The sequence below is a fragment of the Sphingomonas adhaesiva genome (genome assembly GCF_036946305.1).
In the GTDB taxonomy this organism is placed as follows: domain Bacteria; phylum Pseudomonadota; class Alphaproteobacteria; order Sphingomonadales; family Sphingomonadaceae; genus Sphingomonas; species Sphingomonas adhaesiva_B.
In genome coordinates, this window is the sequence record NZ_JAQIJJ010000004.1 from 455,638 (window position 1) to 479,894 (window position 24,257).

The window sequence follows — 24,257 nt, forward strand, 5'->3', positions numbered from 1 at the left end:
CGGTGTCCATGCTGTAGGACACACGCCCATGAAGGCGACCATCTGGCACAACCCGCGCTGCTCCAAGTCGCGGCAGGCACTCGATTTGTTGCGCGAGGGCGGCGCCGAGGTGACGGTGGTCGAGTATCTCAAGACCCCGCCGACGCGCGACGAGCTGGCGCGCCTCTACGCCCGCGCCGGTCTTCGCCCGTGCGATGCGTTGCGCAAGGATGCACCCGCGGTCGCCGGCGACGACGAGGCGCTGGACCTGATGGCGCGCGATCCCGCCACGATCGAACGCCCGCTGGTGGAAACCGACAAGGGCGTCCGCCTCGCCCGCCCGCCCGAACTGGTGCGCGACCTGCTGTGACGCTCCCGAAGAGCAGCTACTGGCGGATCGCGCGCGCCACGCGCGCCAGCGTCATCGTCGATGCCGACGCCTATTTCCGCCGCGCGCGCGAGGCGATGCTGAACGCACGGCACCAGATCCTGCTGGTCGGCTGGGATTTCGACGCGCGCATCACGCTCGCCTTCGACGACGATCACCCGGAGGCGCCGACCACCGTGGGCGAGTTCATCGGCTGGCTGGTGAAGCGCACGCCGGGGTTGCAGGTCTATATCCTGCGCTGGGACAAGGGCGCGCTGAAGACGCTGTTCCGCGGCAAGACGCTGTGGACGCTGTTCAAATGGCGCTTCTTCCAGAAACGCATCCACCTGTTGCTCGACGGGCATCACCCGGTCGCGGCATCGCACCACCAGAAGATCGTGGTGATCGACGACGACCTCGCCTTCTGCGGCGGGATCGACATGACCGACGAGCGCTGGGACACGCGCGCGCATCGCGACGACGACCCGCGGCGCACCTCCCCCTCCGGCACGCCGTACAAGCCGTGGCACGATGCGACGACCGCGCTGGAGGGGCCGGCGGCGGTCGCGCTGGGCGAATTGTGCCGCACCCGGTGGGAGATTGCGGGCGGCGATACGGTTGCGCCGCCCCCGCCGCGCGCCGGCGCCTGCTGGCCCGCCAGCCTCGCACCGGACTTCACCGATGTCGACGTCGCGCTGTCGCGCTCGCAGCCCGAACATGGCGGACTGCCCGCGATCCGCGAGATCGAGGAATTGTACCTCGCGCTGATCGCGGGCGCGAAGCGGTGCATCTACGCCGAAAGCCAGTATTTCGCCTCGCGGCGCATCGCCGAGGCGATCGCGAAGCGCGTGACGGAGGACGACCCGCCCGAGATCGTGATCGTCAACCCGACCACGGCGCAAGGCTGGCTGGAGCCGCTGGCGATGGACACCGCGCGCTCGCGGCTGGTGGCGGAGATCGAGCGGCGCGACCATCGCGACCGCTTTCGCCTCTATCATCCGGTCACCGCCGGGGGCGCAGCGATCTATTGCCATGCCAAGGTGCTGGTGGTGGACGATGTCGCGATCCGCGTCGGTTCGTCCAACTTCAACAACCGTTCGCTGCGGCTCGACATCGAATGCGACGTGACGATCATGCAGGAGCCGGCGACGATCACCCGGCTGCGCGACGATTTGATCGCGGAGCATCTGGGGGTCGAGGTGGAGACGGTGGCGGCAGGCGTGGCGGCGGACGGGCTGATCGCGACGATCGAACGGCTGCGCGGGCACGGACGCACGCTGGTGCCGTATGAGCACAAGGACCTGAGCGAGGTCGAGGCGTGGCTGGCGGACAACGAGGTGCTCGATCCCGAGGGGCCGGCGGAGATGTTCGAATCCTTCGCGGCGCGACCCGGGTTGTTGCGGCGGTTGCGGCGGCGACGTTGAGCCTTACCGTCATCCCAGCGAAAGCTGGGATCTTCCGCTTGGCGGGCGTGACACCCACCCCACAAAGACCCCAGCCTTCGCTGGGGTGACGTCGCGGAAGCACGACGCGCGCGCGATGCGCCACCGTCACGCTGGCATCCCCGCCGCCATCCCGCTATGCGCGCGCCCATGAGCCAGATCACCCCCGAGATCGTCGCCGACCACGGCCTGTCCCCCGAGGAATATGACCGCGTCCTCCACGCGCTCGGCCGCGAGCCCAATCTGGTCGAACTCGGCATCTTCTCGGTCATGTGGTCGGAGCATTGCAGCTACAAATCCAGCCGCATCCATCTGAAGAAGCTGCCCACCACCGGCCCGCAGGTGATCTGCGGTCCCGGCGAGAATGCGGGCGTGGTCGACATCGGGGACGGGCAGGCCGCGATCTTCAAGATGGAGTCGCACAACCACCCCTCCTATATCGAACCCTATCAGGGCGCGGCGACCGGCGTGGGCGGCATCCTGCGCGACGTGTTCACGATGGGCGCGCGCCCGATCGCGAACATGAACGCGCTGCGCTTCGGGCGGCCCGATCATCCGAAGATGCGCCACCTCATCAGCGGCGTGGTGCACGGCATCGGCGGCTACGGCAATTGCGTCGGGGTGCCGACGGTTGGGGGCGAGGTGAACTTCCACCCCGCCTATGACGGCAACATCCTGGTCAACGCCATGACGGTGGGCGTCGCGCAGACCGACAAGATCTTCTATTCGGCCGCGTCGGGCGTCGGCAATCCGATCGTCTATGTCGGCAGCAAGACCGGGCGCGACGGCATCCATGGCGCCACCATGGCCTCGGCCGATTTCGGCGAGGATGCGGATGCCAAGCGCCCCACGGTGCAAGTCGGCGACCCTTTCACCGAGAAATTGCTGATCGAGGCATGCCTGGAGCTGATGGCGTCCGACGCGATCGTCGCGATCCAGGACATGGGCGCGGCGGGGCTCACCTCCTCCTCGGTCGAGATGGCGTCGAAGGGCGGCGTCGGCATCGAACTGACGATGGACGACGTGCCGCAACGCGAGGAGGGCATGACGCCCTATGAAATGATGCTCTCCGAATCGCAGGAGCGCATGCTGATGGTGCTCAAGCCCGGGCGCGAGGCGTTCGCGCAGGCGATCTTCGAGAAGTGGGAGCTGGACTTCGCGGTCATCGGCCATGTCACCGATACCGGGCGCATGGTGCTGAAGTGGCAGGGCGAGGTCGTGTGCGACATCCCGCTCGCGCCGCTCGCCGACGACGCGCCGCTGTACGACCGTCCGCACGTCCCCACCCCGCCGGCCAAGGCGTTGGTCAACGTGCCCGAAAGCAAGGATCCGGCCGCCGACCTGCTGGCGCTGATGGGTTCGCCCGATATCGCGTCGCGGCGCTGGATCTGGGAGCAATACGACCACATGGTCGGCGCCGACACCGTCCAGCGCCCCGGCGGCGACGCCGCGGTGGTGCGCGTCCACGGCACCGACAAGGCGCTGGCGATCACCACCGACTGCACGCCCCGCTATTGCTTCGCCGATCCCGTAGAGGGCGGCAAGCAGGCGATCGCGGAAGCGTGGCGCAACCTGACCGCGGTCGGCGCGAACCCGCTCGCGGTGACCAATTGCCTCAACTTCGCCAACCCGCAGCGCCCCGAGATCATGGGGCAGATCGTCGGCTGTCTGGAGGGGATGAGCGATGCGTGCCGCGCGCTCGACTTCCCGATCGTGTCGGGCAACGTCTCGCTCTACAACGAGTCGAAGGCGACCGGCGGCGGCTCCGCGATCCTGCCGACGCCTGCGATCGGCGCGATCGGGCTGCTGGCGGACTGGCAGAAGAACATGACGATCGCGTTCAAGCAGGCGGGCGACATCATCGTCGCGGTCGGCACGCGGCGCGGCGACCTGGGCCAGTCGCTATGGCTGCGCGAACTGCACGGGCGCGAGGAAGGCCCGCCGCCGCGCGTCGACCTGGCGGCGGAGCGCCGCACCGGCGACTTCATCCGTGCGCAGATCGAGGCAGGGCATCTGGGCGCGGTCCATGACGTGTCCGACGGCGGCATCGCGGTCACGCTGGCGGAGATGGCGCTGGCGGGGAACATCGGCGCGATGATCGACCGCGCGCTGCCGTTCGACACCGCAGCCTCGCTCTTCGCGGAGGATCAGGGCGTCTATATCGTGACGGTCCACGACCACGCGCTGCTCGATTTCCTCCAGGCCGCACTGGATGCGGGCATCGACGCCGACCCACTGGGGCGCACCGTCGGCACGCGCCTGATCTTCGAGCTGCGCGACGGCGACTATTGCGTGCCGCTCGACGAATTGCGCGCCGCGCACGAGGGATTCTTCCCGAAGCTGATGGGGGCGGCGGTCTAAGGTCACCCTCACCCTTCCGGCGCTGCGCGCCTCCCTCCCTCTCCCGCTGGGAGAGGGAAGGGGCCTGCCCGGCGCAGCCGGGTGGGAAGGGTGAGGGTGACGTGACTGGCAGGGATGCCAGCTTCCCCTCGCCCGCCCGCCATGCCACCTGTGTCTTTTCAACGAGATCGGGAGAGGCACGATGAGCGACGACATCCGCTACGAGGTCAGCGAGCATATCGCGACGCTGACGCTGAACCGGCCGGAGCGGATGAACACCATCTCCGGCCCCATGCTCGACCAGATGGGCGAGCTGCTGGTGCGCGCCAATGCCGATCCGGACGTCCGCGTCGTCATCCTGACCGGCACGGGGCGCGCCTTTTGTGCCGGGCTGGACCTCAACAGCGCGGTCAAGGGCGACGGCATCGGTTCCTCCGGCGCAGCGCAACCCGCGACGATCGACCTGCGCACCGCGCCGCCCACCGTGCTGTTCGCGATGGACAAGCCGGTGATCGCCGCGCTCAACGGCTCCGCCGCGGGCTATGGCATGGACATCGCGATCGGCTGCGACATCCGCGTGATGGCTGAGGATGCGAAGCTCGCCGCCGCCTTCGTCAAGCGCGGCGTGGTGCCCGAATCGGGCGGCACCTGGCTGCTGCCGCGGCTGATCGGCTGGGCGAAGGCGGCGGAGCTGGTCTTTACCGGCCGCACGCTGACCGCGGCGCAGGCGCTGGAACTGGGCCTCGCCAACCACGTCGTCCCCACCGCCGACGTCGCCGCGACCGCACGCACGCTGGCGCAGGAGATCGCCGCCAACGCGCCGCTCGCGGTACAGGCCTCCAAGCGGATGATGCGCATGGGATTGGACGAGACGTTCGAGACGCATGTCCAGCATGTCTATCTCCAGCTCCTGCCGCTGTTCCGGTCGCAGGATTTTCAGGAGGGCATCCGCTCGTTCCTGGAGAAGCGCGCGGCGACATTTTCGGGGCGCTGAGCTACTCCCTCTTGCTCCCCGGCGAAGGCCGGGGTCCAGTTGGAAGCGGTTTCAGCATCTTACGAACCGGTCGCTACCGGACCCCGGCCTTCGAGACGGGGTCCGCACGTGTTCTGCGTCAGAGGGAATTAGCGCGGCTGCGGCGCGGTGCCGTCGGCCACATCATATTTCCGCCTTCCTCGTCCCGCACGTTCCGCGCATGTCGTCTCCACCCGCCACCCGCATCGGACAGCTCGACTTCATCCGCGGGCTCGCGGTGATGGGGATCCTGCTCGCCAACCTCCCCGCCTTCGGTCTGCCCGCCGCCTCCTATTTCTCCCCGCTGGCCTGGGGCGGGCACCATGGCGCCGACCGCGTCGCGTGGTTCGCCAATTTCGTGCTGGTCGAGGGCAAGATGCGCGGGCTGTTCTCGATGCTGTTCGGCGCGTCGATGCTGCTGGTGATCGATCGCGCGGCGGCGCGCGGCGCCTCGCCGCTGGCGACGCACCTGTCGCGGATGGCGGTGCTGCTCGTGATCGGGCTGGTCCACCTCTACCTGATCTGGTGGGGCGATATCCTGGCGCATTATGCCCTGGTCGGCGCGATCGCCTTTCTCTTCATCCGGCTGCCGGTGCGGCTGCTGCTGTTCCTGTCGGTCGTGCTCCTGCTGCTCGACCTGCTGCTGTCCGGCACGATGGCGGCGATGCTCTATGGCGCGGCACCGCCCGCGCGCGATGTCGTGGACGAGATCGTCGCCGCCTTCGGCCAGCCGCCGCGCGCCGCGCTGCTGGCGGAGATCGCCGCCTATCGCGGGTCCTTCGTCACCGCCGCGGCCTATCGCTGGGCGCATGCCGGTTCGCCGCTCGACGAATTGTGGATCTTCGGATTGCAGACGTTGAGCGCGATGCTGCTCGGCATGGCGGGCTATCGCTCCGGCTTCCTGACGGGTGGCTGGTCGCGGCGCGCCTATGCGTGGATCGCCGCGGTCGCGATCGGCGTCACGCTGCCGCTCTACGTCGCGATCGCCGCGCACTCGGTGGCGAGCGGGTTCGACTATCGCTGGATCTTCACCGCCTCGGTCATCCTCGGCCCCGCGCTGCGCCCGGTCACCACGATCGGCTATGCCGCGCTGGCGCTGCTCGCGTTCCGCCCCGATGGCCGCTGGACCGCGCGCATCGCCGCCACCGGGCGGATGGCGTTCAGCAACTATCTGGGCACGTCGCTGCTGATGCTGATGCTGTTCACCGGCGCGCACCGATTCGCGACGCTGCCGCGCGCGACGCTCTACCTGCTCGCCCCGCCGCTGTGGGCGATCATGCTCGCCTGGTCGCAGCCGTGGCTGGCGCGATTCGCCTATGGGCCGATGGAATGGCTGTGGCGGTCGGCGTCGCGCGCACGCTGGGCGCCGATGCGTGTACAGGTTGCGACACGCCGCGGCGAATAATTGCGAACGAGACGCAATCCTCCTTGCGACCAACTCTCAATAGCGCTATCGATGATGCATAGCGAGGGAGCTTCCATGGTCGTCTGCGTTTGCAATGCCATACGGGAATGCCAGGTGCGCGAGGCCGCCCGTTCCGGCGCGACGACGGCCTGTCAGGCGTATCGCAGCGTCGGCTGTCAGGCGAAATGCGGGCAGTGCGTGCCGTTCGCGCGAGACATTATCGCTCAGGAACGTGCGGCTGCCTGACACTCGCAGCTAGTAAAAAGCGCGGAAATCCGCGGTTTTCGACTGTCGCACGGCGCCGATCGGCGCTAAGGCGCTTGCCATTCGCGCATCGGAGGCAAGCATGAAGGGCGACCCCAAGGTCATCGAATTCCTGAACGAGACGCTCAAGAACGAGCTGACCGCGATCAATCAATATTGGCTCCACTACCGGATGCTGGAGCATTGGGGCGTGTACAAGCTCGCCGAGTTCGAGCGCCACGAATCGATCGACGAGATGAAGCACGCCGACTGGCTGGCGGAGCGCATCCTGTTCCTCGACGGGCTGCCCAACTTCCAGCTGCTCGGCCGCCTGCGCATCGGCGAGACGGTGGAGGAAGTGCTCAAGGCCGACCTCGCGATCGAGATCGAGGCGGTGGCGCAGCTGAAGGCCGCGATCGCCTATTGCGAGGAGATCAAGGATTACGTCAGCCGCGACCTGTTCGCGCGCATCCTCGCCAGCGAGGAAGAACATGTCGACACGCTGGAGCGCCAGTTCGAGATGATCGAGCGGATGGGCATCCACAATTACATCCAGCTCAATTCCATCAGCGAGCACGACAAGCCGTCGAAGGATTGAGAGTCCACCACGTCACCCCGGGCTTGACCCGGGGTCCATGGTCCCGCGAGCGCAGCGGCGTCAGTATTCGCGGCCCCCTGGATGCCGGGTCAAGCCCGGCATGACGATCGAAATTTCCACGTGTTCCTGCGCATGCAGGAACCCAGGGTCGCAGGCGCGTCGTTCGTGCTCTGGGCTCCTGCGTTCGCAGGAGCACCTTATCTACCCCGCCTTGCGCCCGAACCCGCCCGGCCGGCGTACCGCCAGCGGGTTCGCGTCGCGCTCCAGCACCGCCAGCGTCTGCAGGAACAGCGGGCGCAGCGCGACCACATCCTCGATCGCATCCTGCGGCGAGTCGTGATGCTCGACGCAGGTGCGCGCATGATCCTCGATCTTCTCGGCCAGCGCCGCCAGCGGGTTCGCGCCGAACTGGCGCGCCTCCCCCTTCAGCGTGTGCGCGGGAATGACGAGCGCGGCGGCATTGTCCTTGCGCATCGCTTCTTCGATCGCAACGACCGACTTCGTCCCATCCTCGCGAAAATAGCCCAGGATCCGCACGAACCCGGTGCCCAGCTCGCTCCGCGCGCGCGCCAGCGCGTTCCGATCGACCAGAATTCCGCCCTCGAACGACACCTTACGTCTCCCGCACGGCGACGGTCACGCCGCCCCAACCCGCGGGATGCTAACCAAAGATCGTCACTGGCCGGTTAACGTCACTTGCCGAACGGGTTCTTCGGCGCGCGCAGCATCAACCGCACCGGCACCGCCCCGAACCCCAGTTCGCGCCGGATACCGTTGATGAGGTAGCGCTGGTAGCTCATCGGCAGCTCGTCGACGCGCGTGCCGAATAGCACGAAGCCGGGCGGCCGCGTCTTCGCCTGGGTCAGGTAGCGCAGTTTGATGCGCTTGCCGCCGGGTGCGGGCGGCGGATTGGCCTCGATCGCGCGCTCGAACCAGCGGTTCAGCTCGCCGGTGCCGACGCGCCGCGACCAGGCCGCGCGCGTCTCGAACGCCGCCTGCAACAATTGGTCGATGCCGCGTCCGGTCGCCGCCGACACGGTCAGCAGCGGCACGCCCTTCACCTGCGCCAGCCCTTCGTCCAGCGCCTTCTTCACGCCGTTGAACAGGCTGGAGGCATGTTCCGCCACGTCCCATTTGTTGAGCGCGATGACGAGCGCGCGGCCCTCCTCCAGCACCTTGTCGGCGATGCGCAGGTCCTGCGCCTCCAGCCCCAAAGTGGCGTCGAGCAGCAGGACGACGACCTCGGCGAAATCGACCGCGTGGAGCGCGTCGGCGACCGACAATTTTTCTAGCTTGTCCTGCACCTTGGCACGCTTGCGCATGCCCGCGGTATCGATCAGCCGCACGTCGCGCGGGCCGTCCGGCCCCTGCCACACCCAGTCGATCGCGATCGAATCGCGCGTGATCCCGGCCTCCGGCCCGGTGATCATGCGATCCTCGCCCAATATGCGGTTCACCAGCGTCGATTTACCGGCGTTCGGGCGCCCGACGATCGCCAGCTTCAGCGGCGCGGTTTCGCTGTCGAAATCGGCCGCTTCCTCCTCTGCGGGGGGCTGGAGCGGTTCCAGATGCGGCAGCAGCGCCTCGAACAGCTCGACCACGCCCTCGCCATGTTCCGCCGACAGCGCGACCGGATCGCCGAAGCCGAGCGCCATCGCTTCGATCATCCCCGCTTCGCCCGCGCGGCCCTCCGCCTTGTTGCCGACCAGCACGATCGGCGTATCGGAACTGCGCAGCCAACGCGCGATCTCCTCGTCCAGCGGCACCACGCCGGCGCGCGCATCGACCAGGAACAGCGCGACATCGGCGGCATCCACCGCCGCCTGCGTCTGCCGCCGCATCCGGCCGGGCAGCGTGTCGGGATCCTCATCCTCGTAACCGGCGGTATCGATGATGCGGAAGTCGAGACCGAGGAGGTGCGCATCGCCCTCGCGCCGGTCGCGGGTCACGCCGGGGCGGTCGTCGACCAGCGCCAGCTTCTTGCCGACCAGACGGTTGAACAGCGTCGACTTGCCGACATTGGGACGGCCGACGATCGCGACGATGGGAAGACGGGACATGCGCCGCACCTAGGCGGTGGGACGCGAAACGGCAACGGTGACGGTACTCCGTGTTCCGGCGAACGCCGGAACCCAGGGTCAGGCAGATCGACGAGCGTGGCGTGCGTGGCCCTGGGCTCCTGCGTTCGCAGGAGCACAAGGTGGGAGCCTGCCTGACGCCGTCATGCCGGGCTTGACCCGGCATCCAGAGTTCCGCGCACACCACTTACGGGATTGCGTGGCACCCTGGATGCCGGATCAAGTCCGGGGTGACGTGCGGAAGACCTCACCGATAGGCGGTGATCCGTCCCTTCACGTCCAGCGTGTACAGCGTCTGGTTCGCGACCACCGGGCCGAGCGAGAAGGCTTCCTTCCCCTTCAGCGTGGTCTGCACGCTGCCGTCGGCCGCGGACACGCCCACCGTCTCGCCGCGCGAGTTGGTCAGCCACAGCCGCTCGCCCGCCAGCACGGGGCCGAACCAATTATACGGATCGGACTTCTTCTTCTCGTTCTTGTACTGCTGCAACTGGCTGATCCAGCGCACCTTCCCGTTGGCGCGCGACAGGCAGACGAGGCGCGAATCGTCGGTGACGACGAAGATCCACTCGCCCGCGATCCACGGCGTCGCGATCCCGGCCAGGTTCTGCTCCCACAGCCGCTGCCCGGTGGCGATGTCGAGCGCGACCATGCGCCCGCCCTGCCCGATCGAATAGACGCGCCCGTCCTCGATCACCGGATCGGCATCGATGTCCGCCAGGCTCGACACCGATGTGGTGATCGAGGTGCGCGACAGCGCATCCTGCCACAACGTCCGCCCGTTTTCGTAGCGATAGGCGTTCAGCTCGCCGCTGGAGAAGCCCGCCACGATCGTCCCCGCGCTCGCCGCCGGTGCGGCGACGCCGAAGACGCCCTGCGTCTCCAGGCTGGCGGTGGAGGTCCACACGACCTTCCCGTTGCCCTGGTCGAGCGCGTAGATCTGATTGTCTTGGCTGAGCACATAGACCTGGCCGTTGGCGACCGTCGGCGCACCGCGCAGCGGGCCGCCCGGCTTGGAACGCCACACCACCGCGCCGTCCGCGGCGTTGATCGCGACCACGTCGCCCAGCCCGTCGGTGGCATAGACCTTCCCGCCGTCGACGCTATTGTCGTAGCTGGCGCCGCCGCCGAAGCGCGCGTTGCGGTTTTCGTCCCCTTCGGACAGCGCGCGCGTCCACAATTTCGCGCCGGTGTCCGCGGCGAAGGCGTGGAGCACCGCGTCGACATCGACGACGAACAGCTTGTTCTCCGCCACCACCGGCGCCGCGGCGAGCCGCGCGCGGTTGCTGCCGCCGTTGATCTCCGCGCTCCACAGCCGCTGCGGCGTGGCGGCGAGCAGCAGCTGCCCCATCGACTTTGAGGCATTGCCGCCCGGCTGCGTCCAGGCGTCGTTGGCGACCGGGGTCGGCAACAGCACCTGCACCTCGGCGATCGACTTGTCGACCTCGGCACGGTTCTCCGACATCAGGATCGGCACGCGCTGCCCCACCGTCGGGGTCTTCTTGGGCGCACCCTTGAACACGCCGCAGCCGCTCACCCCCACCAGCGCGGCGAGCGCCAGGCCGGTCGCGAAACGCTTCTTCATCGTGCTGTCTTGTCCTTGTTACCGGCGGCGCCAGCCGCATTGGTGCCCGCTCCCATGGCGCCGGCCATCTGAACCGCGCGTTGACGCAGGGACGCGGGCACGCCGTCATCCTCCGCGATCCGCGCGAACGTCTGCCCGGCGAGGTCGCGGCGCCCCTGCCGCAGATAGGCCGCCGCCATCAGCTCGCCGGCGCTGCCCAGCCACGGATTGCCCGACACCGCCAGCGGGCGCATCCGCTCCACCACCACGTCGGGCTTCAGCGCGTCGAACTCGGCGCTGGTCTGGCGGATCAGCGCCAGGTCGCGGAACGGCTGCGCCAGCGACGTGTCGCCCGCCACCGCGGCGAACCTGGCCGCGGCGCCCTTCAGGTCGTTCTTCTGGAGCAGGATGTCGGCCTGGGTGAATTGCGCCAGCGCACGATAGCCGTCGCGCTTCGACTGCGCGAGCGTGGCCAGCGGCGCCGACGCGCCCTTCACGTCGCCTGCGCCCAGATCGTCATACGCCTTCTGGAGCTGCTCTCCCTCGCGCCCCGCCGCCTCGTTCTGGCGATGCTGCCAGAAGAGGAAGCCCGCGAACGCCGCCAGCGCCACCACCACCGCGACGATGATCCACCGCCCATAGGTACGCCAGACGTGCAGCGCCTGGTCGCGGCGCAGCTCCTCGTCGACCTCGCGCAGGAAGGCTTCATTGTTCTGGGGCGTCAGGGCCACCGATCACTCCGGGTACAGATGGGGGAAACCGACGTGCCTTAGACGCCCCGATGCCCGAGCGAAAGGGTGCGCAGGCGCGCGTCACGACTTGGGCGCGTAGGTCTGTTCCGCGGAGGGAAAGGCGCGGCTTCGCACCTCGCCCGCATATTCCTCCACCCGTTCCGCAACAAATGCCGCCATGTCCCCGTAACGCTTCACGAAACGCGGCGTCCGCTCGAACAGGCCCAGCATGTCCTCGGCCACCAGCACCTGCCCGTCGCATTCCGCCGACGCGCCGATGCCGATCGTCGGCACCGTGATGGCGCGCGTGATCTCGACCGCGATCGGCTCCACCACGCCCTCGATCAGCACCGCGAAGGCGCCGGCATCGGCCATCGCGCGCGCGTCGCCGACGATCTTCTCCGCCTCCGCCGCGCTGCGCCCGCGCGCGCCATAGCCGCCCAGCGCGTTGACCGCCTGCGGCGTCAGCCCGACATGGCCGATGACGGGGATGCCGCGCTCCGACAGGAAGGCGACCGTCGGCGCCATCGCCGCCCCGCCCTCCAGCTTCACCGCCGCGGCGCCGGTCTGCTTCAGCAGATAGGCGGCACTCTCGAACGCCTGCTGCGGCGACGCCTCGTAGCTGCCGAAGGGCATGTCGATGACGACCACCGCATGATAGCTGCCGCGCACCACCGCCGCGCCATGCGCCGCCATCATCTCCAGCGTGACCGGCACGGTGCTGGGCAGGCCGTAGATCACCTGCCCCAGGCTGTCGCCGACCAGCAGCAGGTCGCAATGCGGATCCATCAGCTGCGCCATGCGCACGGTATAGGCGGTCAGCATCACCAGCGGCTCGCCCTTGCCCTCCGCGATCGCCGCCTTGCGGTTGCGGATCGCGGGCACGGTCAGCCGCTTCATCGGCGCGGCGACGGGATTGGCGCGGCTGGTCGCGCTGTCGATCGTGAAGGTCGTTGACATGAAGGCCTCTTAACCCCTTGTCCTCACGCGATCCACCTGCGCCGACGCGCGAGATGCGCCAGCCGCAGCGCGACCGCGGCGATGGCGGTGATCAGCAGCGGGAAATAGATCGTCCAGATGCCCTTTGCCGCGATGATGTCGGTCATCGCGAACATCCAGCCGAACTGGATCATGACAGCCACCAGCGAGATCGTCAGCAGCGGGATCGCGAGCACCGAGCCGGCGAGCAGCGCGAGCGCCCCCAACAGCGCGGTGCCCGTCGCCACCGCATAATCTGCCATGTACCAGATCGGCAGCCGCGCGAAGAGCGCGCGATCGTAATCGCTCGCCGGCCCCATCGCCTCGGCACCCAGCCGGAACTGCTGGATGCAGGCGAACACGCCCATCAGCGCCCATAGCAGGAAGGCGATCGTCGCCAGTCTGAACCACCACGGCCCGCGCATGTTCGTGTCCCCTCCCCTTGATCGGGGTGAGGATGATGCCGGTCGCGGGCAAAGGCAACCTCGTGTTCCGGCGAACGCCGGAACCCAGGGCCACGCAGAGCGACGCCGTTCGGAACAGGCCACCCTGGGCTCCTGGGTGCGCAGGAGCAGGACGGCACCTACCCGAACAGCGTGGCGTAACGCTCCGGCTTGAACCCGACCTCGATCCCGCCGTCATGCACCAACACCGGGCGCTTGATCATCGACGGCTGCGCCAGCATCAGCGCCGTGGCCCGCGCGCGATCCACGCCCTGCCGCTGTTCCTCGGGCAGCTTGCGAAAGGTGGTGCCGGCACGGTTGAGCAGCACCTCCCACCCCATCACATCGATCCACCCGTCGAGCGTCGCGGCATCGATGCCCGCTTTCTTGTAATCGTGGAAGGCGAACGCCACGCCCGCCTCCTCCAGCCAGGTTCGCGCCTTCTTGATCGTATCGCAATTGGGGATGCCGTACATCGTCACGGTCATCGCGCGGTCCTTCCCTGTCGCAGCCACTCGCGGTCGAAATCGTCGCGTGCCTTCAGCACGATCTGGCGCAGCAGCCCCGGGGCGACCAGCGTCCCCGCCTTCGCGCGCTCCAGCACGTCGGCCATCTCGGGATGCGCGGGCAGCACCACGTCGGCATGCAACGCCGCCAGCCGCGCGATGCTGGCGCGATAATCCTGCACGATCCGCGGATAGCGCGCGTTGCCGAACAGCTTGTTGCCCGCCACCGTCACGCTGCACGGAAAGACGATGTCGAGCGGGCGCCCGCGCTGTGCGATCCGCATCGTCCAGGTGAAGCAGCCCGGCGTATGCCCCGGCGTCGCCACCGCGCGCAGCGTGACGCCGCCCAGCGTCACTTTGTCGCCGTCGCGCACCCGCCGTGCGACGGGCACCGCGGGGAAGCGGACCACGCCATAGTTCGTCTCGCCGGGCGGGATGCCCGTCTCCAGCGCCTCGACATCGCCCGCGCCGGCAACCACCTGTGCCCCGGTATCGCGACGCATCGCGGCCAGCCCGGCGGCATGGTCGAAATGCGCGTGGCTGACCAGGATCAGCTTCACGTCGCGCAGCCGCACGCCCAGCGCCTGGATGTTGCGCTCGATCGCGGGCGCGTTCTCCGCCATCGTCGCATCGATCAGGATCGCGCCGTCACGGGTGCGGATCAGATAGGCCGCCAGCCCCTGCGTACCGACATAGTCGACCGGGCCGATCAGCCGGACCGGCGGGATCGGCCGCGTCCAGGCGGGCGGGTCGAGCTGCGCCGCGGCGGGGGCGGCGAGCAGAACGGCGGCCGGCAGAACGGCAGCGAGCAGGAGGCGCTTCATCCGCCCGGTTATGGGCGAAGCGCGCCGCCCGCGGCAACCACGATCATCCGCACAACACCGCCACCAGCGGCACGTCCACCGGCGGCATCGGCAAGGCGGCGAGACGCGCCGGCACGTCCCAGCACAGCGCATCCGCCGCCAGCGCGCGCGGCATCCCCTGCCAGCGCGTACAGCGATACAGCAGCATCAGCACCGCGCCGTCGGTGGCGAACGACAGCGGCGCCAGCGCATCGGGTGCGACGACGATGTCCAGTTCCTCCGCCAGTTCGCGCACCAGCGCCGCCGCGGGCGCCTCGCCCGGCTCCACCTTGCCGCCGGGGAATTCCCACAGCCCGCCATGCTGCTTGTGCGCCGGGCGGCGCTGCATCAGGCAGCGGCCCTGCGCGTCGGTCAGCGCCGCCGCCACCACCAGGATCGTCATCGACCGTTCCTTAACCCGCTACCCATTATGACGCGGACCATGCTGCGCCCGCTCCGCCTTGTTGCCCGCCTGATCCGCGTCGCTGCCGATTCGCGCGGTGCGACCGCGATCGAATATGGCATGATCCTCGCCGTGATCGCCCTCGCGCTCGTCACCGCGATGAACAACTGGTCGGCCGCCAACAACAATTTGTGGGACTATGTCGCCAGTTATCTGGTTGTCGCGCGTTAAGCATCTTTTCACCGTCGCAGCCGTCGCAGCTTAAACCTTTGTCAACCGAGCCTGCTTAGATCGGCTGTTGCTGAAGCCGCTTTCGAAGGGTGGCTGGCCGGGTAACTGAAGCTTCAAGTGTCCATGGAGATCGACATGCAGTCCATTCGCAAGTTCATCAAGAACAACAAGGCCGCCACCGCGATCGAGTACGGCCTGATCGCCGCGCTGATCGCCGTCGCCGCCATCGCCGCCATGAAGGGCCTGGGCAACCAGCTGCAGAACACCTTCGGCTCCGTCACCACCAAGATGGCGACCGCGTAACACGCGTTCGATCCATCGCGGATCACGAAGGGCGGCGGAACTCCGGTTCCGCCGCCCTTTTCGTTTGGCCCTTGGTGACGGCGCAACTGCTCCCCTGTTCCCCGGCGCAGGCCGGGGTCCAGTCGGCAGCGGCTTCGGCATGTTGCAGACGTGTCCGCGACTGGACCCCGGCCTGCGCCGGGGAACAGAAGTTGCGGCGGATCGGCGCGTGCCGATCGCCGGGGTGGGCTAAGCCACGCGCCCCATCTTCAGGAACTTCTGCCGCCGATCCTTGCGCAACGCGTCGGCGCCCATGCCGGTCAGGTCGCGCAGCTGCGCCTCCATCGCATCGCCCAGCGCCGCGATCGCCGCGGCGGGGTCGCGATGCGCACCGCCGACCGGCTCGGGCACGATCCCGTCGATCACACCCAGCGCCTTCAGGTCCTGCGCGGTCACCTTCATCGCCTCGGCCGCATCCGCCGCCTTGTCCGCGGTGCGCCACAGGATCGAGGCGCAGCCCTCGGGCGAGATCACCGAATAGACGGCATGTTCGAACATCAGCACGCGGTTGCCGCTGGCCAGCGCGATCGCGCCGCCGGAGCCGCCCTCGCCCACCACCGCGGCGACCATCGGCACGCCCAGTGCCAGGCACGCCTCTGTCGAACGTGCGATCGCCTCGGCCTGGCCGCGCTCCTCCGCCTGGATGCCAGGGAAGGCCCCCGAAGTATCGACCAGCGTCAGCACCGGCAGCCGCGCACGATCGGCCAGTTCCATCAGCCGGATCGCCTTGCGATAGCCCTCCGGCTTGCCCATGCCGAAATTGTGGCGCAGCCGGCTGGCGGTGTCGTCGCCCTTCTCATGCCCCAGCACCATGACGCGCTGCCCGCGGAAGGTGGCGAACCCGCCCAGGATCGCCTGATCGTCGCCGAACGCGCGATCGCCCGCCAGCGGCAGGAACTCCTCGAACAGCGCGGCGACATAATGTTTAAAGTGCGGCCGCTCCGGATGGCGCGCGACCTGCGTCTTCTGCCACGGCGACAGCTTCGCGAACGTATCCTTCAACAGCCGGTCCGACTTCGCCTGCAACTTGGCGATTTCGGCGGAGATATCGACGCCGCCATCGGCACCGGTGTCGCGCAATTCGTCGATGCGCGCCTGAAGCTCCGCAATGGGCTTTTCGAAGTCGAGGAAACTGGGCATCGCGCGCCGTTACGTCCGCGACACCGATGCGTCAACGAGCGCGGCTTCCAGCGCCTCTTCCAACGGATGCCGCTCGTTGACCAGATCGACCAGCCGGCGGCGGTCGACATGGGTGTAGATTTCGGTCGTGGCGATGTCGGCATGGCCCAGCATCGTCTGCAACGCGCGCAGGTCCGCCCCGCCTTCCAGCAGGTGCGTGGCGAAGGCGTGGCGCAGGACGTGCGGGCTGATCCGGTCGGGCGGGATGCCGGCCTCCGCGGCGAGCGCGCGGACCAGTTGGAACAGCCGCACGCGCGAGATATGCGTACCGCCCGACGGGAACAGGAACGCGGCGGTGGCGGGGACATGACCGCGCCACGCCGCCACCGCGGCACGCGCACGATCCGACAGCGGCACCAGCCGCTCGCGCCCGCCCTTGCCCTTCAGGATCAGGAACGGGCGGTCGGGATGGATCGCATTACGCGGCAGCGACACCAGCTCGCTGGCGCGCAGCCCGCTGCCATAGAGCAGCTCGATCAGCGCGGCGAGGCGCAGGTCGGTGGCGATCGGCGGATCGCGCGCCAGCCGCGCGGCGACGGCGGCGAACAGGCGATCGACATCGGCATGGCTCAGCGTGCGCGGCAGCGCGCGGCGCGTGCCGGGGCGCGGCAGCGCGGGCGACGGATCGTCCGTCCGGTCGCCCTCGTCGTGCAGGAAACCGAAGAAGCGCCGCAGCGCCGCCGCCTTGCGCGCGACGGTGGCGCGCGACAGGTCGCGCCAGCCCTCCGCCAGCCGCGCCAGCGCATCGGCGTCCGCGTCGGCCAATCCGCCCTCCAGCACGTCGGACGCGAGCGTCAGGTCGCGTCGATACGCCGCCAGCGTATTCGCCGCCGCACCGGCCTGCGCCGCCATCATCTCCAGAAAGCGCTCTATGGCGTCGCGGTCGGTCATGGGATCCGTGTTCCGGCGAACGCCGGAACCCAGGGCCAGGCAAAGCAACACGGGTCACCGTGCGCAACCCTGGGCTCCGGCGCTCGCCGGAGCACACGCCCGGGGGCGCCCATCACCCCACCCGCGCGATCGCCTCCGCGGCGATCATCCGCGCCTCGCCGTCCAGCCCGACCGCGCGCAGGCTGGAGACGACGCGGTACAGCGCCGCCGGCGGGATGCCGCTCCAGCGCCCGCTCTGCATCCCCACCGCGGACAGCAGCAATACCGTACCCGCCTGCCGCTCGCGCGCGGCGCGGTCGATCGCGCGGGTCCAGCTGTTCTCCGCGCCGATGCGCACGTCCAGCGCCGACGCGCGCTCCTCCATGTCGGACGACGACAGCCGCCCCAGCCCCGCCAGCGCGGCGAAGAACAGCTGTCGCTTGCGCTCCGCCAGCGGCCCTTCGGGCGCATAGCTGCCGACGATGCCGCCCGGCAGCCGCGCGATCGCATCGGGATCCGCCAGCAGCAGCATCGCCCAGCCGTCGCCGCCCTCCTTCACATGCCCGCTCCAGCGCATCGCGGTGCGATCCAGCCCCGCGGTCAGCATCGACGCGACCAGCCGGTCGGCGCGCGCATTGCCGTCGGTCACCGGCAGCCGCGCCGCCGCGCGCGCGGTCAGCACCAGCCGGGCGTAGCGCGCCGCGGGCGTCTCCGCCTCGTCCCACAGCCGCTGCATCGCATCGGCACGCGCGCCGGCGTCGCTCGCGGCATAGGCATCGCGCAGCGCGTTGGCGGTGCGCGCCTGCGCCGCCGGGGTCTCGTCCGCGTCCGCCAGTGCGGAATACAGGTCGACCAGCGCCGCGTTGGAGATCACTCCCATCGCCGCCGCCGCCTCCGCGGGTGCGGCGCGCTCCGCCAGCGGCACGGCGGGCGCCAGCGCGCGCCACGCCACCACCTGCGGCCCGACCGTGGCATAGAGTTCCGCCGGGATCGCGACCCCCGTCGCGGTCGCCAGCCCGAATCGCCACGCCGACAATTCGGTGACGGGCGCCCATTCGATCGTGATCGCCTGGCGGCTGTTGAGCCCGGCGCCCATCACCTTCTGCGCCAGTTGCAGGTCCACCCCGCTCGCCACGCGGCGGCGGCGCACGTCGGCGATCAGCGGCTGCGCCTTCGCATTGCCGGTCAGCCCGGCGCACATCGCGCGCGCCACGATCCACCCGCGCTCGCTGTTGCCCGCGCCGTCCGCCAGCGGACACAGGCCGGCGGGATCGGCGGTGGCGAGCGCCGCCTGCATCCACACCTGCCGCAGCTTGGGCGTGACGCGGTCGGTGTCGACCGCCTGCACCACGGCGCGCGCGCCGCTCGCCTCGCCCATCCGCAGCAGCAGCCACGCGCGTTCCGCGGCGAAATCCGCACCGTCCACCCCGGCGGGCGTGTCGACCCGCGCCACCAGCATCCGGCGCAGCGCGATCGACAGCCAGCGCGACGGCAGCGGCGCCGACAGCCGCCGCATCAGCGCCTCCAGATAGCGACCGTCCGCCGCACCGAAGGCATCGCCCGCGAAGGCGTCGCTCGCCCCCACCCGCGTCAGCGAGCGGCGCGCGAAGGCCGGCATCTCGTAACGCGGGGTCGGCAACGGCGACGGGCTGGCGGTGGGGGAAGGCGATGGCGACGAAGCGGGCGTCGGCAGCGGCTGCACCATCGGCACCGCACCCGTCGTCGACGGGCCGGTCGTCGACGCGCCGGTCGCCACCGGCACAGGCGTGCGCGGTGCGGCGCCGGACGCGGGCGACGGATCGGAGAAACCCGGCGGCAGCAGCGATTCGGGACGGTCCTGCGCGACCGCGGCGGCCGCGATGGCCAGCGCCGTGGCGCCGGCCAGCAGCGCGCGCCTAGCTCGCGAGGTTGCCAAGCTCGACCGCCTTCTCGACCCGCGTCGTCGGCTGCTCGGTGGCGCGCCCGGCGAGGAAGAACAGGGCACCCAGCACGATGGCCAGCAGCACCACGACGGAGACGATCAACCGAGACATCAACATTTCCCCGTCACGCTAATACGGCCACGTCAGAACAGTCACGCTCGCGGTCTGTTGCCGACGCCGACCCGCGCTGTATAGCCGGGTGAACGATGTTGCAAAGCCCACCCGTGACCAAACCGCGCCCATCCCCGCTCTGGACCGGCCAGCCGATCGTGCTGGTGGGGCTGATGGCGACCGGCAAGTCGACGGTCGGGCGGCGGCTGGCAACGCGGCTGGGGCTGCCGTTCGTCGATGCCGATACGGAGATCGAGACGGCGGCGGGCATGTCGATCAGCGACATCTTCGCCAAGTTCGGCGAACCGTATTTCCGCGACGGCGAGCGCCGCGTGATCCACCGCCTGATGGACGGGCGGCCCAAGGTGATCGCGACCGGCGGCGGCGCCTTCGTCAACGACGAGACGCGCGCGCTGATCCTGGCGGAGGCGCTGACGATCTGGCTCGACGCGCCGGTCCATGTGCTGGCGGAGCGCGTCGGGCGGCGCGACACCCGTCCGCTGCTGCGCGGCAAGGACCCGCTCAAGGTGCTGGGCGAGCTGGCGGCGGTGCGCAACCCGCTCTACGCGCAGGCCCCGATCCGCATCGAAAGCGGCCATGCCCCGCACGAAACGACCGTGCGCGCGATCCTGGAGGCGATAGGCAAGTGACGATCATTCCGGTGGCGCTGGGCGAGCGCAGCTACGAGGTGCGCATCGAAAGCGGCCTGCTGGCGCGGGCTGGCGAGCTGCTGGCGCCGATCGCCCGCGGGCGCGCGATGACGATCGTCGCGGACGAGAATGTCGCACCCCATCTCGCCACGCTGACGCGCTCGCTGGACGCCGCGGGGGTCGCGCATCACCATATCGTGCTGCCCGCGGGCGAGGGATCGAAGAGCTGGGCCACGCTGGAGCGGCTGACCGACCGCCTGCTGGAGCTGGGGACCGAGCGCGGCGATCATGTCATCGCGCTGGGTGGTGGCGTGATCGGCGATCTGGTCGGCTTCGCCACCGCGATCCTGAAGCGCGGGTGCGGCTTCGTGCAGATCCCCACCACCTTGCTGGCGCAGGTCGATTCGTCGGTCGGCGGCAAGACCGGGATCAACGCGCGCGCGGGCAAGAATCTGATCGGCGCGTTCCACCAGCCGCGCATGGTGCTGATCGACCCCGACGTGCTCGACACCTTGCCCGCGCGGCAGGTCCGCGCCGGCTATGCCGAGGTGGTGAAATACGGGCTGATCGACGACGCCGGTTTCTTCGCCTGGTGCGAGGCGAACGGCGCCGCGCTGCTGGCGGGCGACGCGGCGGCACGCACCCATGCGATCGCGCATTCGGTCGCCGCCAAGGCGCGGATCGTTGGCGAGGACGAGTTCGAGACCACCGGTCGCCGCGCGCTGCTCAACCTGGGGCATACCTTCGGCCATGCGCTGGAGGCGGAGGCGGGCTTCTCCGACCGGCTGCTCCACGGCGAGGCGGTGGCGGCGGGCTGCGCGCTGGCGTTCGGCTTCTCCGCCGCGACCGGGCTATGTCCGCGCGAGGAGGCGGAGCGGGTGGCGGCGCACTGGCGCGCGAGCGGGTTGCCCGATGGCCTCGCCGCCGCCGGGATCGACGCGCCCGCGGCTCGGCTGGTCGAGCATATGCGCCACGACAAGAAGATGGCGGCCGGGACGCTGCCGTTCCTGCTGGCACGGGGCGTAGGACAGACGTACCTCGACAAGACGGTCGATCTGGCGAAGGTCGAGGCGTTTTTGACTTAAAAGCCCCCCCTCGGGGGAGGGGTTGGGGTGGGGCAGTCAAGAGCCAAGGGCGCTGGTCTCGGTGAGACCTCCCCCACCCCCAAACCCCTCCCCTGAAGGGGAGGGGCTTAAAAGGCGGAACGCCCTCCGCCACGGCCCGTTACCGCACCTGATCCCCATCAGGAGCCTCCCATGCCCTATGTCACCACCCGCGACGGCACCGACATCTATGTGAAGGACTGGGGCCAGGGCCGCCCCGTCGTCCTGATCCACGGCTGGCCGCTGTCGTCGGACAGTTGGGACCCGCAGATGAAGGCGCTGGCCGATGCCGGCTTTCGCGCGATCGCCTACGACCGGCGCGGGTTCGGGCGGTCGGGGCAGCCGTGGTCGGGCTACGATTATGACACGCTGACCGACGACCTGCGCGACGTGATGGAAGCCGCCGGCGCGACCGAGGACGTGACGCTGGTCGGCTTCTCGATGGGCGGCGGCGAGGTCGCGCGCTACATGTCGCGCCATGGCGGCAAGGGCGTCGTCTCCGCCGCGCTGATCGGGTCGGTCGTGCCCTATATGCTCAAGACCGACGACAATCCCGACGGCGTGCCGGAGGACGCGCTGGCGCAGATCGCCGAAGGCATCCTGAAGGACCGACCCAACTTCTTCCGCACCTTCTTCAAGGACTTCTTCGGCGTCGGCTATGTCACCAGCCCGGTCAGCGAGGCGCAGCTCGACTGGGCGTGGCGGCTGGCGATGCAGGCGGGATTGCAGGGCACGCTGAAATGTGCGGAGAGCTTCGGCCACACCGACTTCCGTCCCGACCTGCCCGCCTTCCGCGTGCCGACGCTGGTGCTGCACGGCACCGGCGACAAGACGGTGCCGATCGATGCCAGCGCGCGCCAGGCCGCACGCGGCATCGCGGACGCGCAGCTGGTGGAATATGACGGCGCACCGCACGGCCTGTTCGCGACCGAAAGCGACCGCCTGACGCGCGATCTGCTGACCTTCCTGGGGCGGTAGACACTCCCGCGCTCCTGCGAACGCAGGAGCCCAGGGTTACGGGCGACAACGGCTGTCGTTCTGCGTGGCCCTGGGTTCCGGCGTTCGCCGGAACACTAGACGGAAACCCAATCGCTTCTCGGCACCCCCTGCGCCCAGAGCAGCGCGGTCAGGTCGCCGTGCTCCACCCGCGTCGCCGCCGCCGCGGCGACGACCGGCTTGGCGTGGTAAGCCACCCCCAGCCCCGCCACGCCAATCATCGCCAGATCATTGGCACCATCGCCCACCGCCAGCGTCTGCGCTGCCGTCAGCCCGAGCGCGGCGCGCGTCTCCAGCAGCGTGGCGCGCTTCGTCTCCGCCCCCACGATCGGGCGCGCCACCGTCCCCGCCAGCGCGTCGCCGTCGATCTCCAGCACGTTGGCAATCGCACGATCGAAGCCGATCTCGCGCGCCACCGGCTCCGCGAAGCGCGTGAAGCCGCCCGACACCAGCACCGCCTGCGCGCCCCACGCGCGCATCGTGCGCACCAGCTCGCGCGCGCCGGGCATGATCGTCACCCGCTCGCGCAGGCATTCGTCGATCACGCCCGCCGACAGCCCCTTCAACAGCCCGACGCGGGCGTCCAGCGCGCCCTCGAAATCCAGTTCGCCGCGCATCGCCGCCTCGGTGATCGCGGCGATGCGTGGCTTCAGCCCGGCGTAATCGGCCAGTTCGTCGATGCACTCGACCGTGATCATGGTCGAATCCATGTCCGCGACCAGCAGCATCTTGCGCCGCCCCGCCGCCGGCTGGACCACCACGTCGACCCCGTCGAACGCGCCCTCGATCGCGCCGCGCGCCACCGCCGGATCCTGTGCAAAGGGAATGTCCGCCGCATCGCCGGCATCGATCCACGCCACCTCGCCGGGGGCGCATCCCACCGCCGCCAGCCGCGCGCGCGCCGCGTCCGCGATGCTTGGCGTCAGCCGCCCTGCTGCTATCAGCGTCGCCGTGAACATGCCTTCCCCCGATCGTCCGAAGGTCGCGCTCATCGCAGGGCCGACCGCCAGCGGCAAGAGCGCCGCCGCGATCGCGCTGGCGGAGCGGATCGGCGGCGTGGTGGTCAATGCCGATGCCAGCCAGGTGTATCGCGACCTGCGCATCCTCTCCGCCCGGCCCGATGCGGCGGACGAGGCGCGCGTGCCACACCGGCTGTTCGGCTATATCGACGGGGCGCAGGCCTGTTCCGCCGCCCGCTGGGCCGCCGACGCGCGTGCCGTCATCGCCGAGGTCCATGCGGCGGGACAGGTGCCGATCCTGGTCGGGGGCACCGGGCTCTACCTGCGCACCTTGCTGGACGGCATCGCCCCGGTGCCGGAGATCGACGCCGCCGTCCGCGCGGCGGTGCGCGCCCTCCCCGTGGCGGCGGCGCACGCCGCGCTGGTGCGCGAGGACCCCGGTGCCGCCGCACGGCTCGCGCCGGCGGACACCGCGCGGGTGGCGCGCGCGCTGGAGGTGATCCGCAGCACCGGGCGCCCGCTCGCCGACTGGCAGGCGCAGCGCAGCGGCGGCATCGGTGACACGGTCGATGTGCGCGCGCTCGTCCTGCTGCCCGATCGCGCGACGCTGATGCAGCGCTGCGACGCGCGGCTGACCCAGATGTTCGACGGCGGCGCGATCGCGGAGGTCGAGCGCCTGCTCGCCCGTAGCGACCTGCCCGCCGACGCCCCGGTCCGCCGCGCGATCGGCGTGCCGGAGATCGCCGCGATGCTGTCCGGCGCGATCGACCGCACCACCGCGCTGGACCGCGCGCAGCTCGCCACGCGCCGCTATGCCAAGCGGCAATATACGTGGTTCCGGCACCAGCCGCCGCCGACATGGCACCGCTCCGCCGATGCCAACTCGCAATTTTATTTCACAGAAAGCGTTTGACGTGCAACTTTCGATGCCGTAGCGCGCCGCGACCATCGCGGCTAAGGAAGGCC

At 69.7% G+C, this 24,257-nt stretch carries 27 protein-coding genes; 13 read left to right on the top strand and 14 right to left on the bottom strand.

All coding sequences use genetic code 11. The features are described 5' to 3' along the window. Positions 1 to 28: 28 nt before the first annotated feature. From PGN14_RS08545 to bfr, 7 genes are all read left to right on the top strand, one after another. The gene (locus tag PGN14_RS08545; RefSeq protein ID WP_335299065.1) at positions 29 to 349 is read left to right on the top strand and encodes an arsenate reductase family protein; all 321 of its coding nucleotides are present in this window, start codon (positions 29 to 31) and stop codon (positions 347 to 349) included. Then, entirely contained in the window at positions 346 to 1,770 is a 1,425-nt protein-coding gene (locus PGN14_RS08550; RefSeq protein WP_335299066.1) for a phospholipase D-like domain-containing protein, read from the top strand. Before PGN14_RS08545 ends, PGN14_RS08550 begins: the two co-directional genes overlap by 4 nt. Positions 1,771 to 1,938: 168 nt before the next feature. After that, positions 1,939 to 4,149 (top strand): phosphoribosylformylglycinamidine synthase subunit PurL, encoded by a 2,211-nt coding sequence (gene purL, locus PGN14_RS08555; protein ID WP_335299067.1) that lies wholly within the window; start codon positions 1,939 to 1,941, stop codon positions 4,147 to 4,149. Positions 4,150 to 4,330: 181 nt separating this feature from the next. Further along, positions 4,331 to 5,122, top strand: coding sequence for an enoyl-CoA hydratase/isomerase family protein (locus PGN14_RS08560; protein WP_335299068.1), 792 nt, complete (start codon positions 4,331 to 4,333; stop codon positions 5,120 to 5,122). Positions 5,123 to 5,321: 199 nt separating this feature from the next. Beyond that, positions 5,322 to 6,545 (top strand): DUF418 domain-containing protein, encoded by a 1,224-nt coding sequence (locus PGN14_RS08565; protein ID WP_335299069.1) that lies wholly within the window; start codon positions 5,322 to 5,324, stop codon positions 6,543 to 6,545. A 75-nt stretch (positions 6,546 to 6,620) separates the two neighbouring features. Continuing rightward, positions 6,621 to 6,791 carry a (2Fe-2S)-binding protein gene (locus tag PGN14_RS08570; protein WP_335299202.1) on the top strand — a complete coding sequence of 57 codons (171 nt, stop codon included), beginning with the start codon at positions 6,621 to 6,623 and terminating at the stop codon, positions 6,789 to 6,791. Between the two features lie 100 nt (positions 6,792 to 6,891). Continuing rightward, positions 6,892 to 7,386, top strand: coding sequence for a bacterioferritin (gene bfr, locus PGN14_RS08575; protein WP_335299070.1), 495 nt, complete (start codon positions 6,892 to 6,894; stop codon positions 7,384 to 7,386). A gap of 201 nt (positions 7,387 to 7,587) precedes the next feature. On the opposite strand, the gene PGN14_RS08580 is transcribed toward bfr, so the two are convergent. From PGN14_RS08580 to PGN14_RS08620, 9 genes are all read right to left on the bottom strand, one after another. Continuing rightward, positions 7,588 to 7,998: an Hpt domain-containing protein gene (locus tag PGN14_RS08580; RefSeq protein ID WP_335299071.1), complete on the bottom strand. Its 411-nt coding sequence runs from the start codon at positions 7,996 to 7,998 to the stop codon at positions 7,588 to 7,590. 80 nt (positions 7,999 to 8,078) lie between these two features. Then, positions 8,079 to 9,446: a ribosome biogenesis GTPase Der gene (gene der / locus PGN14_RS08585; RefSeq protein WP_335299072.1), complete on the bottom strand. Its 1,368-nt coding sequence runs from the start codon at positions 9,444 to 9,446 to the stop codon at positions 8,079 to 8,081. A 265-nt stretch (positions 9,447 to 9,711) separates the two neighbouring features. After that, complete coding sequence (locus PGN14_RS08590; RefSeq protein WP_335299073.1) at positions 9,712 to 11,046, bottom strand: PQQ-binding-like beta-propeller repeat protein; 1,335 nt, start codon at positions 11,044 to 11,046, stop codon at positions 9,712 to 9,714. After that, positions 11,043 to 11,756 carry a tetratricopeptide repeat protein gene (locus tag PGN14_RS08595; RefSeq protein ID WP_335299074.1) on the bottom strand — a complete coding sequence of 238 codons (714 nt, stop codon included), beginning with the start codon at positions 11,754 to 11,756 and terminating at the stop codon, positions 11,043 to 11,045. Before PGN14_RS08595 ends, PGN14_RS08590 begins: the two co-directional genes overlap by 4 nt. 81 nt (positions 11,757 to 11,837) lie before the next feature. Beyond that, positions 11,838 to 12,716 carry a 3-methyl-2-oxobutanoate hydroxymethyltransferase gene (panB, locus tag PGN14_RS08600; protein ID WP_335299075.1) on the bottom strand — a complete coding sequence of 293 codons (879 nt, stop codon included), beginning with the start codon at positions 12,714 to 12,716 and terminating at the stop codon, positions 11,838 to 11,840. Positions 12,717 to 12,739: 23 nt separating this feature from the next. Next, the gene (locus tag PGN14_RS08605; RefSeq protein WP_335299076.1) at positions 12,740 to 13,159 is read right to left on the bottom strand and encodes a hypothetical protein; all 420 of its coding nucleotides are present in this window, start codon (positions 13,157 to 13,159) and stop codon (positions 12,740 to 12,742) included. Between the two features lie 158 nt (positions 13,160 to 13,317). Then, positions 13,318 to 13,665: an ArsC family reductase gene (locus PGN14_RS08610; RefSeq protein ID WP_335299077.1), complete on the bottom strand. Its 348-nt coding sequence runs from the start codon at positions 13,663 to 13,665 to the stop codon at positions 13,318 to 13,320. Beyond that, the gene (gene bla, locus PGN14_RS08615) at positions 13,662 to 14,507 is read right to left on the bottom strand and encodes a subclass B3 metallo-beta-lactamase (protein WP_335299078.1); all 846 of its coding nucleotides are present in this window, start codon (positions 14,505 to 14,507) and stop codon (positions 13,662 to 13,664) included. The genes PGN14_RS08610 and bla overlap by 4 nt, the downstream gene beginning before the upstream one ends. Before the next feature lie 43 nt (positions 14,508 to 14,550). Beyond that, positions 14,551 to 14,928, bottom strand: a complete 378-nt coding sequence (locus PGN14_RS08620) for a (deoxy)nucleoside triphosphate pyrophosphohydrolase (protein ID WP_335299079.1) — start codon at positions 14,926 to 14,928, stop codon at positions 14,551 to 14,553. 39 nt (positions 14,929 to 14,967) lie between these two features. Here PGN14_RS08620 and PGN14_RS08625 point away from each other — a divergent pair, with 39 nt between their 5' ends. Beyond that, positions 14,968 to 15,159 (top strand): Flp family type IVb pilin, encoded by a 192-nt coding sequence (locus PGN14_RS08625; protein WP_335299080.1) that lies wholly within the window; start codon positions 14,968 to 14,970, stop codon positions 15,157 to 15,159. A 135-nt stretch (positions 15,160 to 15,294) separates the two neighbouring features. Beyond that, positions 15,295 to 15,462, top strand: a complete 168-nt coding sequence (locus PGN14_RS08630) for a Flp family type IVb pilin (protein WP_335299081.1) — start codon at positions 15,295 to 15,297, stop codon at positions 15,460 to 15,462. Between the two features lie 228 nt (positions 15,463 to 15,690). Here PGN14_RS08630 and PGN14_RS08635 read toward each other — a convergent pair whose 3' ends face one another. From PGN14_RS08635 to PGN14_RS08650, 4 genes are all read right to left on the bottom strand, one after another. Next, positions 15,691 to 16,641: an acetyl-CoA carboxylase carboxyltransferase subunit alpha gene (locus tag PGN14_RS08635; RefSeq protein WP_335299082.1), complete on the bottom strand. Its 951-nt coding sequence runs from the start codon at positions 16,639 to 16,641 to the stop codon at positions 15,691 to 15,693. Between the two features lie 9 nt (positions 16,642 to 16,650). Continuing rightward, entirely contained in the window at positions 16,651 to 17,571 is a 921-nt protein-coding gene (locus tag PGN14_RS08640) for a tyrosine recombinase (protein ID WP_335299083.1), read from the bottom strand. A gap of 112 nt (positions 17,572 to 17,683) precedes the next feature. Next, on the bottom strand, positions 17,684 to 19,465 hold the full coding sequence (locus tag PGN14_RS08645) for a hypothetical protein (RefSeq protein ID WP_335299084.1): 1,782 nt from the start codon (positions 19,463 to 19,465) through the stop codon (positions 17,684 to 17,686). Next, positions 19,446 to 19,583 (bottom strand): hypothetical protein, encoded by a 138-nt coding sequence (locus PGN14_RS08650; protein ID WP_335299085.1) that lies wholly within the window; start codon positions 19,581 to 19,583, stop codon positions 19,446 to 19,448. The genes PGN14_RS08645 and PGN14_RS08650 overlap by 20 nt, the downstream gene beginning before the upstream one ends. A gap of 95 nt (positions 19,584 to 19,678) precedes the next feature. On the opposite strand from PGN14_RS08650, the gene PGN14_RS08655 reads away from it, so the two are divergent. The 3 genes from PGN14_RS08655 to PGN14_RS08665 all read left to right on the top strand — a co-directional run bounded on the left by PGN14_RS08655 (position 19,679) and on the right by PGN14_RS08665 (position 22,314). Continuing rightward, positions 19,679 to 20,233, top strand: a complete 555-nt coding sequence (locus tag PGN14_RS08655) for a shikimate kinase (protein WP_443019483.1) — start codon at positions 19,679 to 19,681, stop codon at positions 20,231 to 20,233. Then, entirely contained in the window at positions 20,230 to 21,318 is a 1,089-nt protein-coding gene (gene aroB, locus PGN14_RS08660) for a 3-dehydroquinate synthase (protein ID WP_335299087.1), read from the top strand. The genes PGN14_RS08655 and aroB overlap by 4 nt, the downstream gene beginning before the upstream one ends. A 171-nt stretch (positions 21,319 to 21,489) precedes the next feature. Beyond that, positions 21,490 to 22,314 (top strand): alpha/beta fold hydrolase, encoded by an 825-nt coding sequence (locus tag PGN14_RS08665; protein ID WP_335299088.1) that lies wholly within the window; start codon positions 21,490 to 21,492, stop codon positions 22,312 to 22,314. A 95-nt stretch (positions 22,315 to 22,409) separates the two neighbouring features. On the opposite strand, the gene serB is transcribed toward PGN14_RS08665, so the two are convergent. Then, positions 22,410 to 23,291: a phosphoserine phosphatase SerB gene (gene serB, locus PGN14_RS08670; RefSeq protein WP_335299089.1), complete on the bottom strand. Its 882-nt coding sequence runs from the start codon at positions 23,289 to 23,291 to the stop codon at positions 22,410 to 22,412. Between serB and miaA the strand changes: the two genes are divergently transcribed. Continuing rightward, on the top strand, positions 23,290 to 24,204 hold the full coding sequence (miaA, locus tag PGN14_RS08675) for a tRNA (adenosine(37)-N6)-dimethylallyltransferase MiaA (RefSeq protein ID WP_335299203.1): 915 nt from the start codon (positions 23,290 to 23,292) through the stop codon (positions 24,202 to 24,204). The two genes, serB and miaA, sit on opposite strands and share 2 nt — an antisense overlap. The last annotated feature ends 53 nt before the right edge of the window (positions 24,205 to 24,257 follow it).

What these genes read in the sequence shown, in the direction of transcription:
- PGN14_RS08635 (WP_335299082.1), bottom strand. Translation starts at nt 16,641, where the DNA reads ATGCCCAGTTTCCTCGACTTCGAAAAGCCCATTGCGGAGCTTCAGGCG.
- PGN14_RS08590 (WP_335299073.1), bottom strand. Translation starts at nt 11,046, where the DNA reads ATGAAGAAGCGTTTCGCGACCGGCCTGGCGCTCGCCGCGCTGGTGGGG.
- PGN14_RS08620 (WP_335299079.1), bottom strand. Translation starts at nt 14,928, where the DNA reads ATGACGATCCTGGTGGTGGCGGCGGCGCTGACCGACGCGCAGGGCCGC.
- serB (WP_335299089.1), bottom strand. Translation starts at nt 23,291, where the DNA reads ATGTTCACGGCGACGCTGATAGCAGCAGGGCGGCTGACGCCAAGCATC.
- PGN14_RS08605 (WP_335299076.1), bottom strand. Translation starts at nt 13,159, where the DNA reads ATGCGCGGGCCGTGGTGGTTCAGACTGGCGACGATCGCCTTCCTGCTA.
- PGN14_RS08545 (WP_335299065.1), top strand. Translation starts at nt 29, where the DNA reads ATGAAGGCGACCATCTGGCACAACCCGCGCTGCTCCAAGTCGCGGCAG.
- PGN14_RS08630 (WP_335299081.1), top strand. Translation starts at nt 15,295, where the DNA reads ATGCAGTCCATTCGCAAGTTCATCAAGAACAACAAGGCCGCCACCGCG.
- der (WP_335299072.1), bottom strand. Translation starts at nt 9,446, where the DNA reads ATGTCCCGTCTTCCCATCGTCGCGATCGTCGGCCGTCCCAATGTCGGC.
- PGN14_RS08560 (WP_335299068.1), top strand. Translation starts at nt 4,331, where the DNA reads ATGAGCGACGACATCCGCTACGAGGTCAGCGAGCATATCGCGACGCTG.
- PGN14_RS08650 (WP_335299085.1), bottom strand. Translation starts at nt 19,583, where the DNA reads ATGTCTCGGTTGATCGTCTCCGTCGTGGTGCTGCTGGCCATCGTGCTG.
- purL (WP_335299067.1), top strand. Translation starts at nt 1,939, where the DNA reads ATGAGCCAGATCACCCCCGAGATCGTCGCCGACCACGGCCTGTCCCCC.
- PGN14_RS08625 (WP_335299080.1), top strand. Translation starts at nt 14,968, where the DNA reads ATGCTGCGCCCGCTCCGCCTTGTTGCCCGCCTGATCCGCGTCGCTGCC.
- PGN14_RS08610 (WP_335299077.1), bottom strand. Translation starts at nt 13,665, where the DNA reads ATGACCGTGACGATGTACGGCATCCCCAATTGCGATACGATCAAGAAG.
- panB (WP_335299075.1), bottom strand. Translation starts at nt 12,716, where the DNA reads ATGTCAACGACCTTCACGATCGACAGCGCGACCAGCCGCGCCAATCCC.
- PGN14_RS08570 (WP_335299202.1), top strand. Translation starts at nt 6,621, where the DNA reads ATGGTCGTCTGCGTTTGCAATGCCATACGGGAATGCCAGGTGCGCGAG.
- PGN14_RS08640 (WP_335299083.1), bottom strand. Translation starts at nt 17,571, where the DNA reads ATGACCGACCGCGACGCCATAGAGCGCTTTCTGGAGATGATGGCGGCG.
- PGN14_RS08565 (WP_335299069.1), top strand. Translation starts at nt 5,322, where the DNA reads ATGTCGTCTCCACCCGCCACCCGCATCGGACAGCTCGACTTCATCCGC.
- miaA (WP_335299203.1), top strand. Translation starts at nt 23,290, where the DNA reads ATGCCTTCCCCCGATCGTCCGAAGGTCGCGCTCATCGCAGGGCCGACC.
- bla (WP_335299078.1), bottom strand. Translation starts at nt 14,507, where the DNA reads ATGAAGCGCCTCCTGCTCGCTGCCGTTCTGCCGGCCGCCGTTCTGCTC.
- PGN14_RS08665 (WP_335299088.1), top strand. Translation starts at nt 21,490, where the DNA reads ATGCCCTATGTCACCACCCGCGACGGCACCGACATCTATGTGAAGGAC.
- PGN14_RS08655 (WP_443019483.1), top strand. Translation starts at nt 19,679, where the DNA reads ATGTTGCAAAGCCCACCCGTGACCAAACCGCGCCCATCCCCGCTCTGG.
- bfr (WP_335299070.1), top strand. Translation starts at nt 6,892, where the DNA reads ATGAAGGGCGACCCCAAGGTCATCGAATTCCTGAACGAGACGCTCAAG.